10 protein-coding genes are annotated in these 15,044 nt (G+C 40.1%); all 10 read right to left on the minus strand.

All coding sequences use genetic code 11. The features are described 5' to 3' along the window. Positions 1–288 precede the first annotated feature (288 nt). Entirely contained in the window at positions 289–2,091 is a 1,803-nt protein-coding gene (locus tag B5D06_RS06695) for a T9SS type A sorting domain-containing protein (RefSeq protein WP_078737234.1), read from the minus strand. 213 nt (positions 2,092–2,304) lie between these two features. After that, positions 2,305–4,947, minus strand: a complete 2,643-nt coding sequence (locus B5D06_RS06700; protein WP_159442701.1) for a T9SS type A sorting domain-containing protein — start codon at positions 4,945–4,947, stop codon at positions 2,305–2,307. Between the two features lie 538 nt (positions 4,948–5,485). Next, positions 5,486–7,033, minus strand: coding sequence for an MBOAT family O-acyltransferase (locus B5D06_RS06705; RefSeq protein WP_078737236.1), 1,548 nt, complete (start codon positions 7,031–7,033; stop codon positions 5,486–5,488). A gap of 23 nt (positions 7,034–7,056) precedes the next feature. Then, positions 7,057–7,878 (minus strand): GDSL-type esterase/lipase family protein, encoded by an 822-nt coding sequence (locus B5D06_RS06710; protein ID WP_078737237.1) that lies wholly within the window; start codon positions 7,876–7,878, stop codon positions 7,057–7,059. After that, a complete protein-coding gene (locus B5D06_RS06715) occupies positions 7,862–9,289 on the minus strand; it encodes an SGNH/GDSL hydrolase family protein (protein WP_078737238.1) in 1,428 nt (475 codons plus the stop codon). The genes B5D06_RS06710 and B5D06_RS06715 overlap by 17 nt, the downstream gene beginning before the upstream one ends. An 810-nt stretch (positions 9,290–10,099) precedes the next feature. Beyond that, positions 10,100–10,999, minus strand: coding sequence for a 4-hydroxy-3-methylbut-2-enyl diphosphate reductase (locus B5D06_RS06720; protein ID WP_078737239.1), 900 nt, complete (start codon positions 10,997–10,999; stop codon positions 10,100–10,102). Then, positions 10,996–11,694: a (d)CMP kinase gene (cmk, locus tag B5D06_RS06725; protein WP_078737267.1), complete on the minus strand. Its 699-nt coding sequence runs from the start codon at positions 11,692–11,694 to the stop codon at positions 10,996–10,998. The genes B5D06_RS06720 and cmk overlap by 4 nt, the downstream gene beginning before the upstream one ends. A gap of 13 nt (positions 11,695–11,707) precedes the next feature. Next, positions 11,708–12,706 (minus strand): type IX secretion system protein PorQ, encoded by a 999-nt coding sequence (gene porQ, locus B5D06_RS06730; protein WP_078737240.1) that lies wholly within the window; start codon positions 12,704–12,706, stop codon positions 11,708–11,710. Between the two features lie 68 nt (positions 12,707–12,774). After that, entirely contained in the window at positions 12,775–13,647 is an 873-nt protein-coding gene (gene menA / locus B5D06_RS06735) for a 1,4-dihydroxy-2-naphthoate octaprenyltransferase (RefSeq protein ID WP_078737241.1), read from the minus strand. 28 nt (positions 13,648–13,675) lie between these two features. After that, positions 13,676–15,043 (minus strand): aspartate kinase, encoded by a 1,368-nt coding sequence (locus tag B5D06_RS06740; protein ID WP_078737242.1) that lies wholly within the window; start codon positions 15,041–15,043, stop codon positions 13,676–13,678. Position 15,044: the final 1 nt, after the last annotated feature.

The following is a 15,044-nucleotide window of genomic DNA, read 5'->3' on the forward strand; positions in this document are numbered from 1 at the left end:
TGATGTTTTTTCTATAAAGATAAAAACCCAATCCCCCTCGACACAACAACTTCAAAAATATCATTCTCAAGAAGAGCACATTTCTGTCCAACCAGCTACTCTCTCGGCGTATACATGTAGATACACACTACCTATCATCCTCTTTACTTCGGCATACAAACAGATGTAAATACATGAAAAACGCGCCTCTTACTCTATTTAACGTCATTACAACAATCACCCCTCTAACTCAAAGCGACAAGAAAGGTTTTTAAGACAAAGCTTGCAAGAAGAGTATATTGCTTGTTACTAACGAACTATTCGTATCGAGTAAACCTGCTCTACATCGGCAAACTTAACGAAATAAGTTCCCACAGGAAGGCTCTCCACACTCACAGTTTCCACCTCTTCTCTTAGAGTATCTTGCAGTACAATATTGCCAAAGAGGTTGTAAATAGTGTACTCTCGTCCCAAAGAACCCGAAAGAGTAACCTTTTCGTTTACAACCGAAGGATATGCTCTAACGGTCTCGAAAGTTGCTTCTACCACCCCATCATCCTTATATCCTTCGTAGGGCAAAGGTTCTCTTTGAACAGAATTCCAATCCCATACACTCCATCCCTTTGCCTTTAACTTCTCTACATGAGTCGTAGAACAGCGATTTTCTTCTTTTCCACTTGAGAGGTCTACCACTACCAGTCGTCCCTCCTCTACTTGAAAGAGACTCTCTACGAGTTTATCCATCGCCTCTCCTTTTATTCTGTTTCCATAACAGAAGACCTCCGAAAGAACTTCCGATTGGAAAAGCAACTCTTCAATCAAGTTATCTTCACCTCTAAACTCTCTTAATTTGGACGCATTTCTTAAATCCATCTTTTTGATTTTGTTGCCCGCACAATAGAGGACTTCTAATTGGGTATTGAGAGATAAATCTATTTCGCTCAACTGACAATTAGCAACATTGAGAGTAACAAGCTTGGGGTTTTTAGAGAGATCCAATTTTTCTATTCTGGTTTCACCAACTGTCAACTCTTTCAAAAGAGGATTCATAGACACATCTAAAGAAGTTACTCCTGTGCCATTAAATTGTAGGGCAAAAAGGTTGGGATATTTACTTAAATCGATACTTGTCAAGGATGTATTACCAGCACAATCCAATACCTCTAACAGACTATTCTCTGTATAAAGGTTTAAACTCTGTATATCATTATTTTCCAGATAGAGTTTCTTTAACTTCGGACTCTTAGAAAGGTCAATACTTGTCAACTGGTTATACTTCAACATTAATTGGATGAGCTCGGGATTGTTGGAAAAGTTGAGTTCTCTTAGTTTATTATTAGGGGCCCAAAGAGTTTTTAGCTTTTTGAGTCCTGTTAGATCCAATTCAGAAAGAGCGCACTCTCCTACCACAAGCTCTTCCATATTGGCTATTCTACTTAAATCCAACGTAAAATTGGTATTACCACTTATATTAAGAGCAGTCAAACTTGAGAGATTTCCTTCTGGAAGAGACGTAATACTGGTCTGGCTGATATCCATTTTCATCAATGCTTCGACATCTTGAAGCCCCAACTTATCAATAGCAGTATTCCCATTTACACGCAAATCTCTTAGCTTAGTCATTCCTGTCAAGCCTACTTGAGACAGGAGGTTGTCACTCAAACTTAGTACCTCAAGTCGTGTATTTTGAGATAAGTCTATCTCTCGTAGTAAGTTTCCCTGCGCAATTAGCTTTATCAAATGCTCATTTTCTCTTACCTTCAAACTTACAAGATCGTTATCAGCACACGACAAAACTGTTACAGGTCCATGTATCGTTATTGTTAAGCTCGATTTATCTGTCTCAAAGGAACAAAGACCCGATACAGGACTCGTGGTTGCCTCATTCCAACCCTCCCCCTCATCTTTTATACCATCATTATTAAAGTCAATCCAAACCAATGGGCGATTGGCTTCTTCTGCACCCAAAGAAATAGACCAGAAAGGCATCCCCTCTGCACTACTCTCCAAAATCATCTTCTGACCCTGAGGAGGAGTATCGGCAAAAGCAAGTTGGGTAACAACGAAACTACCCAAGGTAAAACTCAAAGCTATTCGTAAAATGTTTTTCATTTTCTCTTCTCTACTTTAATTAAATATTATAACATCGCAAATATATGAAAATACTGTTTCTAATACCAAAATCTTCACTCTCTTGATAAAAAGATTTTGAGAACGACAAAAAAGAAACACTCTGCAGGACTTTACTATTCAAGCCCGCAGAGTGTTTAATCAGTATCGGATCTTTCTCTTCCCAGTCAGAAAAGGAAGAATTTCACCTCTTCATTATAAGATAATAACTTGCGCTTTTTCTCCTACTTTAACGATATACTGCCCAGCAGAAAGGTGCTGTAAATCAAGATTTGTAGTACCCTCTGAGTCTGCATATTGACTGTATACAAGGCGTCCATTCATATCGAATAGACAGATAACCTCTCCACCCAACGTATTATTTATCGTAAGTATTTTTCTCAAACTATCGTAACTTAGGTACCAACTGGAAGAAGTAAACACCTCCTCTTTATGTAGATAATCATCAAACTGTAACAATCCTCCTTCCATACCTATAACTTTTTTCATCAGCCAGTTTTTCTTTTTAATCTCCTCTACTTGAGCCTTTGATGCAATATTATTTTCACTCAAACCCTCTTGAGAGCGATTGGAGAAAATAATTTCCCCTGCCACTTCATCATACTGGCGGTTACAAATCGTATTAATTATATTCTGGAAACCATCTTCCTTGATAAAATTATTTGTGCAATTCAAATACTCAAATCTTGGGTTACCCGAAAGATCCAATGTAGTAATTTGATTTTCAAAACAAAGTACTTCTATAAGAGAACGAAGATTGTTCAACTTCAGACTTTTAAGTTTATTACGCCCACAATATATGCTCTCAAGAGAATGACAGTCAGAAAGGTCAAGTTCAGTTAATCCATTGTCTATACAATCAATCCTATAAATATCCCCTTGAATAGAAAATTCCTGATTCTCAACAACATACTTCACAAAAGCATTATTTATAAAGTCGCCCCTGATACCAACAAACTTTATGTCTGGATTAGGTTGACGACTCTGAATCATCAGGTATATCGTACTATTGACTGGTTTTTCTGTTCTGAACTTAATCGTGTTGCTTGTGATAACAATAGGCTCTTCTTCTGAATATCCAGCGTAGGGAATGTTTCCTTTTCCCTTTACATTCTGCATTGTTTGCCACCCTTTTTGACGGGCTTCAAAACTTTGTTTTTTTGTACAAACATTATTCTCCGTTTCCAATCTTGTATCAATAACCGTTATTTTGCCAAAAATAGGACCCGAACGAGTTGGTAAGAGATTCATTACCTGATCCATTCTTTCTCCTTTAAGCAAGTTATTTGAGCAATCTATTGTATGAAGAAAATCTGCATGAGAACAGTCTATCGCAGTAAGTTCGTTACCATAGCAATAGAGAGTTTCAATCTCTCCTGAGATAGTAAATGTCTGTTTTTCAATTACGTATTCAACTGGCTTATCATTTACCCAACTACCTGATAGTCCATCAATATTAACATTGTTTACAGACTTTATTCTAAGCTCCACTTTTTCCCCTACTTTTCTCTCGGTAGTGAGTACTATATAAGGTTCTTCTTTCCCCTCATAGTTAACAAGTTTTTCTCCTTGACGAGCCCTAACCAGCCATCCCTTAGCTTTTAATGACTGTATTTGTCTCTTGTAAAAGATGTTCTGTTCGCTATTATTCAGATTGGCTACTACAAGCTCTCCTTTAGACTCCTCATCTGCTCTGTTTACCAAATTAAGACATAAGACCTCTACACCATCTCCTTGCAAGAGATTATTATCGCAGTAAATGCGATATATCTTTTGGTTGTTGGCGAAATCAAGTTTTTTTATCCTATTGTTAGAGCAATCAAGCTCCTCAAGATCAGGATTGCCAGAGAGGTCAAGGTTTTCAATTTCTGTATTAGCACAGTTCAAGTTCTTGAGTTTTTTATTCTCTGTCAGATTAAGACGTTTCAAAGGATTGTTTTTACAATAAACTTCCTCAAGTGCTTTACTATTACGTGTTGCTAAAGTAATTAGCTTACAGTTATCAACTTTAATCGATTTTACAGTACCTTTTATGGAAATGTCCTGAGATGTAATCTTATAAATATTTCCAGATTGAAGAGATTCAGAAATCTCAAGGCCTAAAAACTCTATATCTCCTTCTCCCAAAAGAGACATAGGGAAAGTTTCTCCTACTTTCAGTAAAGTCTTTAACTCAATTTCATCTTTTTCAATCGGGAGATCTCCTCCTTCCGAGCCTTCATAAGCAAGATAGTTTAGCCCATCATAGAACTTGATGCTCCAATTCTTTGACTGTGCAAGTTTAACTAAAGCTTTCGTACAAATATTTCCCTCAGGTGCACCTAAAGAAAGGTCAATTACACCTAATATACCAGGATAAGATTCTGGAGTTCTATCAGGCAAAGACTCTATAAGAGTACGCATCTTTTCAGCCTTTATTTTATTATCTATGCAGTACACTCTTGCTACTTTACCTCCGCTGCAGACAACAAAGTCTTCAAGTTGATTATTTTGAGCATAGACATACTCCAACTGAATATTATTACTCACATCAAGCTCTTTCAGAAAGTTATCTTTTATGGATAAAGAATACAACGATGGTGCATGAGAAACGTCTATAGACTCTATTTTAGTATTATCAAGATAAAGACTTGTAATATCTCCCTTGAGAGTAATCGTTTGGGTTTCTCCTACAAAGTAAGAGACATCTTTTCCATTTTGCCACACGCCTCCAGTAACACCTTCAACGGCTACATCTCCATTCGCAGAAGCCCCAAAGGTAATCACCCCTCCAGGAATTTCTCTTGTTTTGAACACTACTTTCTTCTCTGGAGTTTGTCCATGCGCTAAAGTAAACATTGTGAAAAGAAAGATTCCCCACAAAAAACAAATTTTACTTTGATGAAAAGTTCTTAAATTCTTTTTCATAGTCATGTTATTTAGAGTACATACAATTGTCTTTATCTACAAAAAGCTCTTTTCTCCTCAATGAGAATAGATTATCTTGAAAAGGTTAGCAAAAGGAGTAAAGCAAGTTTCTAAAAAAATAAAGAATCGCGTAGCAATTTAACCGAAAATAAAAATTCCCACACAAGTCTATTATTCCAGACTCCTTTTGAAACTTTGGCACGCAAGTTAATAATTTTTGAACAAAAAAAAGAACTTAAACGCAGGGAAAGAGCAAAAAAACAGAGATAGTAATATATAAACTCACACAAAAAAAGATTTAACTCTTGGAAGAAAAGAAAGAGAGCAACCTGTCTATGTACTTAAAAATTCCTATACAACATAAATATCCACAAAACGTTAATCGCCTTTATTGTAGACAAAGTACCAATAAAGGGAGAGAGAAAAATCGTTTCTTTAAAAGAGGTAACCCTCCCCCAATAAATACTATCTAAAATTGAAAGTAAATAAAGGGTTGTATCTCTGCGGAGCGCATTTGGATAATCACAACTATTAGTAGTAAGATAATCGCAACTTGCCAAGAGAATTTAGCTCGAGTAAAAAACAAGCGGAACCGTCTCTCTGAACGATGAGAAGTGAAGTGTAAAAGATATCCCACCACCATTAAAACAAAGACTAACTTATACCCTGCCACAAATTGGAAAAAGACTTCGGGGTGGAAGTTGGTATAAATCTGATGAATCACATCTCTGGCAATCTCCATCGAATCTGCCCTAAAGAAAATCCATGCAAAACAAACCAAATGAAAAGTGATAAGGCGGCCCATCCATCGTCTCCACTTGGGCAATTCGTCTGCGTTGCGTGTGGAACTTGGCACTAAAGAAGACCAAAGTTTATGCAGTGCCAAAGCCAAACCATGCAGAGCACCCCAGAGAATAAAGCGCAAAGCAGCTCCATGCCAAAGTCCTCCCAAGAGCATCGTAATCATCAGATTAATATAAGTACGCAACTTGCCCTTTCGATTTCCGCCCAGAGGGATATAGAGGTAGTCTCTAAGCCATGTAGAAAGAGAGATATGCCATCTACGCCAAAACTCCGTGATACTTGCCGATTGATAGGGTGAGTCAAAATTGATATTAAACCTAAAACCTAATAGCAAGGCTATACCTATGGCCATATCGGAATAGCCCGAGAAGTCGCAATAAATCTGTAAGGCATACCCATAAACCCCCAACAGATTTTCTAACCCCGTATAGAGAGAGGGAGCATCGAATATACGATCTACAAAGTTGAGGCTTATATAATCAGAAATAATAGCCTTCTTGAACAAGCCGCTGATTATCAAAGCTAATGCCTCTCCATACTCAGCTTTAGAAAGAGAGGGTTTGCGATTAATTTGGGGGATAAAGTCCTTTGCTCGGACAATTGGACCAGCGACCAGTTGAGGAAAGAAAGAGACATAGAAAACGTAGTCAATCCACCTTCTTAGAGGTTTAATCTCTCCTCTATACAAGTCTATGATATAACTCATCGTCTGGAAAGTATAGAACGAGATTCCAGCAGGTAAGACGATATCCCAATTATTCCACTCTCCGACAGTCCAGTCGGGACGTATTACCGCAGCACCCAAGGTATTAAGAGCATCGAAAAATAAAGACCCCAGAAAATTGAAGTACTTAAAATAAGCCAGTACGCCCAGATTAATGCACATACTTGCAATAACATAGCGGCGACGCCTATTCTTATGAGGCTCTTTCTCCATCATTAAACCGATGATGAAATCGCTCGTTGCAGCAAAAAGTAAGAGAAAAACATACAATCCGCTACTCTTGTAATAGAAAAAGAGAGAAAACAGTGCTACGTAAACAATCCGCAGGAACTTATTTTGCCTGAGAAGCCCATATATAGGGAGGAAGAGCAAAAAGGCAAAAAAGAAAAGCCCACTTGAAAAAATCATTGGAGAAGAAGAATCGTAGGTCAATAGATCCGACACTCTGCCCCAATCAAGACTATCAATAAAGTTGTCGATAAACTCCATGTATGTTCACTCTGCTGCCCCTATTATGCAATAGGATTGGTGTTTTGCTCTTCTATCATCTGAACGAGGGCACTCGCTATAATCTCTCCATGCTTAGCATAACCCTCAATAGTATAGTGCGTTCTATCTCTGTACATCCAACCTCTATCCAACCACAATTTAGCCTCCTGCTCATCTCCTATTGTGGCGTACAAATCTATGTATGCACAGTCGTACGAGACTGCCAGTTCGCTCATAAGATTAGCAGCTATCACAGTATTACTATTGTAGGTGTAAGAGGTGATACTTCTATATCTTCTTTTTCCTCTCTTCCTTTTGGCTTTGGCAACACGCTTGGACAAACGCAGGAAGTTAGGAGGAGGAGAAGTGAGAACAACAGGTAAATCAGGCATTTTCTGAAATAACAAAGAGAGAAAAGTATTCATGTTCTCCCTCAAACAATCGGGCGAAAACTTAAAGGTATAAGAGTCATTTGTACCCAAAGATATAATAAGCAAATCGGGCTTCTCCTGCAAGATACGCTCTATCTCTTCGTCGGTGTTATAAGTAAGAAAAGTAGCTCCGTTGATACCTCTATGGGAAACAGAAACAGCGTCTCCATAAAGACGGTCCATTTGACTTTGAATAGGGGCGGTGGTAAAGCCATTCGTTATATGACTATCTCCGATATGAAGGATGCGTACGGGAGTATTGGTCTCTTTACTTTCTCTTATTGACTGCCAAAGCGTCTGAAAGTTCTTATTCGACGGCTGATGCCAAATCTTATTTTTATCGCTTTTCTCTGCCCACCCGACCTGGAATACCATTATAAATAACAGAGAAAGCAAGCTAATTTTTAATCGCATTGTAGTACTTTTCTTCGAGGATTAAGGCTTCCACAAATTTCTCAGCAATTTTTTGTCCTCCCTTATGGCTAAGGTGCGTATAGTCTTTGGCAGCCTGCCCCTTGCGAGCCATCTCTGTGATACCGCCCAAAGACTTCATCGTATTTAAGGGACTCCAGAAAGTAATCCCTAGCTCTTGTGCCAAAAGTTCCTGTTGTTGATGCAGCTTAACAATAGCAGGCATGGTAGAGAAAGAGCCCGAACTTCTTTTCGCTCGGTCAGATACACCAAACAGCATTACATCGGCATTGGGGTATAACTCTTGCAGATGCACAATGGCCTTTTTCATCTGTTTGGTATAATTCGAGTAATCCTTCTGACCTGCATTGGCGACATTCAATCCATACTGTAAGATTATAAGGTCATAGGGCCGCTCTGTATTGAAAGCTTTGTTCAGTTCTTCGTCGGCTTTTGCTAATAAAAGCCCAGAGTTACCCCGCAAAGACATATTGTCTACCGATACACCAGTTGCCGCCTCTAAAGATAATCCGTAACAGTCAAAGAGAGATTCCTTGTCAAAGTCTATACGGATGGAGTTCATCTCCCGACCCGATGCTATCAGATAGCCTCTGAGTTCGTCCTCCGAAGAGGGTAGAATAACCGTTTCCGTACTATCCTGTACCGTTATTCTTATCGGAATATCTTGGGAAGAGCGATAGTACAAGGTTGCTCTATTAAAGGGTTTGTTGGATTTAGGTAAGGTGTATTTGCTCCATGCTCCTTTAGATTTAGGTCGAAAGACATGCCCTGTAATAAGGTGCCTCTCTCCCTTGGCATGCAACAAGGACTTATCTTGCCAAGCACTAAATTCGTGCCGAATAGATTGCCTAAACCCCGCCGTCTCGCTACTCATAGGCAACCATCCTACACCACTTCCTCCCCAGCGTTGTTGCAGAGCACTACGAATAGCATCTGTCAATATATCTCCCTCGATGAAAGAGTCTCCCAAGACGGCTATGTGCACGGGGCGATCCATCTTTCTAATCTTACCCACACGGCCAAAGAAGCGTTTCAAGCCCGTACGTTCCTCACTATAATCCGAGATACTGGTCTGAAGAGTAGTAGAGTCAACAGAGGCTATGATAGATTCATAAGCCCTACGTCTCTTGGCCTGACGTGCTCGCTCTTTCGAGGATAAGTTTTTATTTTTTGCAGAGGGGAGATTTTTCTTATCATTAGCTCCACTTGGAATAGAATCTACCACTTCGGACTCATCGTAAAAGCCCTCTACACGTAAATCTCCGAGCATATCAATAGGTTTGGGAGACCAACCGAATATCTCCTTAGGCAGAAAAAACAAGGTTATAAGGCCAAGCATTACGACAAGGAACAATGCCCATGCTTTGAAAAAATAATCTCTCTTTCTACTCATTTACTGTACTTTAAGATACATTTACCAGCACTCAATCGGGTCATCGAAGTACAGCAAACCTATCACGCCTTCTTTGTCAAAAATCCGCACCAAAGATAATTGATTTTTGGGTCTGGACAACATCTCTATGGAACAAAATATATCTCATAGTAAATCACTTAATATTCCTTCCAATAATAAATAACACGTGTAAGACTTATTCAATCGGCTCTTTGAAAAAAACCTTTTTTGCCCTCTGGCATACTACTTTCCTTCTCCTACACCTAACTTTTGGAGACTTCCTTTCGAATAGCTCTCTCTTCCTTTGAGTAGGTATCTGCCACTTCTATCTTATCTCCAATAGGAACAATAAAAATCAAAGCTCTTTAGCAAAAGAAAGATATATAGGTCTAAAAACTGTTTTCAACGCGAACAATTCTCTATTTGCAGATTACGTTTATATATATTCAAGTTGAATATATGTATATTTAATCTACGTATATATATATTCAATCTGCATATAAAGAATTTATTGGAAGAAAAAAGAAAAGTTCGCGGTAGAAAACAATTAAGGGACTGACCTTATGGAAAAAGTCAGCCCCTATTTTATTTTTTGTCCCTTTTACTACTCCAACGCCCCAAAGATGAGTTCAAGTAGCTTACGCATCTTTTGGGGATTTGAACAGTACTCCCTCTCTAAAGAATATTCAGAGCAAACGACTTGCAGGTATTGCACGAACTCGATCTTATTTACTCCATCTCCCCTTGGAAAGGGAAATACCGCAAACCTACGCTGGCAAAAGAAAAGTGGTCTGAAAAAGATAAGAGGTATTACAGGATTTGAGCCCCTTCCCCATAATGTTCGGCAATAACAGAGGCTAACTCCTCCATTTGCCACATGGGAGTAGAAGTGGCACCACAGATGCCGATAAACTCCGTTGCCGTAAGAGGTGGCAACATTTCTTCTCTTAAGTCCTCCTTGTCAGAGAGAAAAAAAGTATTGGCATTCACCGCTCTACACTCCTCAAAAAGCACCTTACCATTAGAACTTTTCTTACCCGCTATAAAGAAAATACGATCATGCTGCTGGGCAAACTCCTTTATATGAGGGATGCGCATAGCTACTTGACGACAAATCGTATCAACGTAATAAAAAGGTACATCCTGAGCCATGCGCCCTTTTATACCCTCCACGATTTGCTCAAAAACGTCTAAAGGCATGGTTGTTTGCGAGTGCAGGTATATGGGACGCGAAAAATCGAGTTGCTCGATCTCATCAACAGATTGGATAACAATAGCTTCTCCATTTGTTTGCCCCACAAGACCATTAACTTCGGCATGTCCCCTCTTACCAAAGATTACAATTTGTGCCTGCTCAGCACGACTCTCCTCGTAACACTTACGTATACGTTGCTGTAAACGAAGTACCACAGGGCAAGTGGCATCAACTATTGTCAAACCTCTTTTCTGTGCTGCCAAATAAGTAGAGGGGGGTTCTCCATGAGCTCGGAAGAGTACTTTTTTACCCTTCAGCTCCTCAAATTGGTCGTAGTTAATCGTTTTCAAGCCCAAATGCTCCAAACGATCTACCTCTCTCGTGTTATGTACAATATCACCCAGACAGTATAAGAAATCTCTCTCCTCTCTTTGCATCTCCTCCTCTGCTTTTTTTATGGCATTTACAACTCCATAACAAAAGCCTGAGCGAGCATCTATTTCTATAGAAATCATGACTTCTGCCGAGCAATCACCTCTTCTGCCCAAGATAAAAGCAATTGGTTTTGCTCCTCTATTGTAAGCTCAGAGTTGTCCAGCACTCTCGCATCATCTGCTTTGGCCAAGGGAGAGATTGCTCGTGTAGAGTCAATCCTGTCTCGCTCTGTAAGATTGGACAATACTGTTTCGAAGGTACTCTCCTCGCCTTTCTGTTGCAACTCCTTATACCTACGCATCGCTCTTACTTCGGGAAGAGCCGTAACAAATATCTTAAGCTCTGCTTGAGGGAATACTGTAGTACCTATATCACGCCCGTCCATTACAATACCTTTCTTTACGCCCATTGCTTGTTGCTGCGCTACCATTGCCTCGCGCACAAAGCCTAACGTGCTCACAGGGCTCACATGCTCCGATACGGCCATAGTACGTATCTCTTTTTCCACATCCTCGCCATTGAGAAAAGTATGTAATTCTCCGTTGGGCATCCGCTCAAAAGAAATCGTCAGAGAAGGTAGCTGTTGGCGGAGCACATCGGTATCCAAAACCTCTCCTTTCCACAAACCTGCCCGCAACGAGAATAAAGTAACTGCTCTATACATTGCCCCCGTATCGATATACGTATAGTTGAGGGCTTTTGCTAAATCTTTAGCCATAGTACTTTTACCACAAGAGCTATGACCATCTATAGCGATAATAATTTTGTTTTGCATCATAACAGTCGAATCAAAAGATAAATTCATCATTTCCAAAGTTGGTTGCCAAGGAAATCACAAAGCTTAACCCAGAGGGATGGTAACGAGTAACGGCAGCCCCTATACGAAAAAAGTCATGGCTAAATCCTCCTCCTAAAGATAGTCCCGAGAAGAAATTACCATTCAGGTGCTTTAGATCTTGTGCCAGACGAGGATTATAACCTACCCCTAACCAGAAGCGTTCGTCCATAAAATACTCTACGCCCAAGGTTAAATGTCGGAGGGTGCGTTGCAACCACTTTTGCTCGTCCCCTCTATATTGAAATATCTTTGGGTTCAGCCCATAGGCCGTCAAATGAAAACGAAAAGGAGCATGACTCAACGATTGAGAGTAACCTAAGCGGAGGTCCCACGCAGGAGCTGTTTTCTTATCATGAAAACCCTTTATAGTAACCCCTGCATTCGTCAAAGCCGCTCCTATGGAAAGTCCTTTTTCCCCATCGTAATAACTAACCCCAGCATCTACCGCAACGGCAAAAGCATTGTAGGATTCTATATTGGAGTATATCAACTTTAAGGCTAAACCACCACGTAATTTAGAGGAAAGGTCGTAGCTGAAAAGGCCTTGTAAAGCAGCATCTGTGGCTGTAAATGAGCCCATCGCAATATTATTTTTATCGAAAGCCTCCATTTTACCATAATGCATGGCACGCATACCAATAGCCCAAGTACCGCGGTCATTCACAGGGCGACCGTAGAGCGTGTTCACAGAGTGAACTCCAGACATATAGTTCAGATAGGAAAGGAATAATAATCCCGACGTTTCCTCTCCAAAAAGGGCAGGATTGTCAAAGGCAATTCCAGAGTTTCCTGCTACATAAGTCAAAGAAAAACCACCATTCGCTATGGTATGAGGTGTAGCAGGGATATTCAAAAACTCAAAGCTGTGTTCCGCCTTCTGTGCACGTACCGTAAATAAAGGCAAGAATAAAAGCAAAGTGGAAAAAAGGATTTTATAATCTCTTCGCATGCTGTCTATATCAAACAATATCTCTCTAAGTACTAACGAAAAAAGAGAAGAAAAGTGTATAAGCTACCCTAAAGTAAACTCCCTAACAAGAGTGTGACTATACATACAGAAAGTATTAAAATACCCTTTGCAGTAGTAATAAGTACCTTATTAAGTTCTTGCCCCTCTTTCTGCTTCATTTGCCTTAAGACCCTCAACATAAAAAACAGATAAGCCCCCAAAAGAATCATCCCCCAGAGAGAGGAAATAGGAACTATCAAAGCGACAGAAAGCAAAAGATTACAAAGGAATAGAAGTGGGGCAAGCTCCTTACCAAAACGAACAATCAATGTTTTCTTGCCATAGGCTTTATCGCTTTCATAGTCTCTATAGTTATTAACCAAAAGGATATTCACATTGGCACATCCTATGGAAGTAGAGAGCAAAAGAGCCGTAAGCGTCAAATTATCCGTCTGAATATAGTATGTGACAAGCCCTGGGACTATCCCATAAAAAAGAAAAACCAATACTTCTCCCCAACCCAAATAAGCCAAAGGATAAGGACCTCCCGTATAGGCAATGGCTGTGGCAATAACAACACCCCCCAAGAGAGCCAAATACCACGAAGAGATAGCCACTAACAAAAAGCCAAATAATGCTGTCAAAAGCACCAAGACATACATCATGGTCTTTACAGAATTGTAAGAAACCTTACCCGAAGATAAGGGTCTTTCAAACCCTTTTCTCTTCTCCCCATCCGCGCCTTTCTTATAATCAAAAAGATCATTGGCCACATTACTCAAAGATTGAGCTAAAAGGGCTACTAAAAGTGTTAAAAGAGCTTGAGGATAGCGCAAATTTCTAACATCGACAAAAGATAATGTCAGTGCAACAATAACAGGAGATAACGAAGCCGAAAATGTATGAGGACGAAGCAAATAAAGAATTTGTCGGAACGTCATTGCTTTATGGATAATTGACCCACAATAATCAGGCAAGCTCTGGAGACTGCCAATTCAAGTTAGAAAACAGGTGATCTGAAAGAGCAAGCATAGCCCTTCGCTTATCTTCTGAAGAGACTACTAAAACCAGGCTATAGTTACTACTTCCGTAGCTAATCATGCGAATAGGAATATCATCCACTGCCTCCAATATACGCACCTCAAAACCCATACGCTCCCATCCCATATCTCCAACTACAGCCAAGATCGTCATGTTCTTTTGATAAAGCACCTCCGCCCATTTGGAAACCTCTTCACAAAAAAGAGCTACCTCTGGAGATTCTTCTACTGCTATCAAATAGCTGTCTCCCATAATTGAGATGAGATCCGTAACTATATTGTATTTGGAGAGAAGCTCCGATATGGAAGAGATATACTCCGTCATAGAAAGCCCCCCATCTATACGTAGGTGACGGCGAAGAGTAAGCAAGGAAATACCATCCTTTGCAGAGACCGCCTTGACCATATCTTTACTGGTCTCACAAGAGATGCGAGTACCTGGGGCTAAGGGATCCAATGTATAGAGGAGACGTACAGGGATATTAGCCCTACGAGCTGGCTCTATGCAAGCTGGATGTAAAATTTTTGCTCCAAAATGAGCTAATTCAGCAGCCTCTCCAAAGTGAAGACGACGCACTGGACTGGTAACATTTACAATACGAGGGTCATTGTTATGCAGACCATCTATATCTGTCCATATTTGTATCTCTTGAGCATCGGTAGCCTCCCCTATTAAAGTAGCCGTATAATCACTTCCACCTCGACGTAGATTGTCAATCTCCCCAAAGGCATTGATACAGATATAGCCTTCTGTTAGAAATAGTGTATCCTCTCCTTTGTCGACCTCCAAAAGAGGGGTAATATGTTCCTTGATGTAAGCAGGATCTGGCTCTCCAGCATGATTGATACGCATAAAAGAGAGTGCATCTAAATGCACAGCCTCTACTCCCTCATAACGACGAAGGGTGAAAGCCATAAGACTCGTACTCATTATCTCTCCTCGAGAAAGTATGAACTTCTCATCGTTTTGAGTAAAAGCCTCATTGTGTGTTTGGCTTAGGAGTTGCTCAAAAACGGGAGCCAAAACGGCCTTTACCTCAAGCCTTAATGCCTCCTCTTCAAAAAGCTCGTCAATGACATTGTGATACCTTGTCTGCAAAGTTGTAACGAGCTCCTCTGCCTCTAACCACTTACCCTCTCTAATCTTACTAGCAATGTGTACCAAAGTATCTGTTGTACCCGACATGGCAGACAGAGTGATAATCTTCCTCCCATCAACTGCGGCTATCAGGTGAGCTACAGAGCGGATACGTTGGGCACTACCTACAGAGGTACCTCCAAACTTTAATACAATCATG

This window comes from Porphyromonas circumdentaria, from assembly GCF_900167105.1.
GTDB lineage: Bacteria > Bacteroidota > Bacteroidia > Bacteroidales > Porphyromonadaceae > Porphyromonas > Porphyromonas circumdentaria.